Annotated in this window: 1 pseudogene; it reads left to right on the forward strand. The window is 71.2% G+C overall.

The window, feature by feature from the left end:
* Positions 1-236, forward strand: a pseudogene (locus EJ903_RS26775) (IS5/IS1182 family transposase); the annotation flags it as partial.

The raw sequence follows: 236 nt of genomic DNA on the forward strand, positions 1-236 counted from the left end.
CGCCTCGCTGGTCGGGCCGCTGCTCGACCAAATCACCTGCCCGATCGGTACGGTCCTGGCAGACGGCGCGTACGATGGCGAGCCCGTCTATCGTGCCATCGCCGAGCGTGCTGCGGACGCCGAAGTGATCATCCCGCCGCGCGCGACCGCGGTGCCGAGCGACACCGCCGACACGGTTCCCACCCGGCGTGACCGCCACATCCAGACGATCAAGGAGCGTGGTCGGCGGGGCTGGC

Origin of the sequence: Azospirillum griseum (assembly GCF_003966125.1) — a bacterium.
GTDB lineage: Bacteria > Pseudomonadota > Alphaproteobacteria > Azospirillales > Azospirillaceae > Azospirillum > Azospirillum griseum.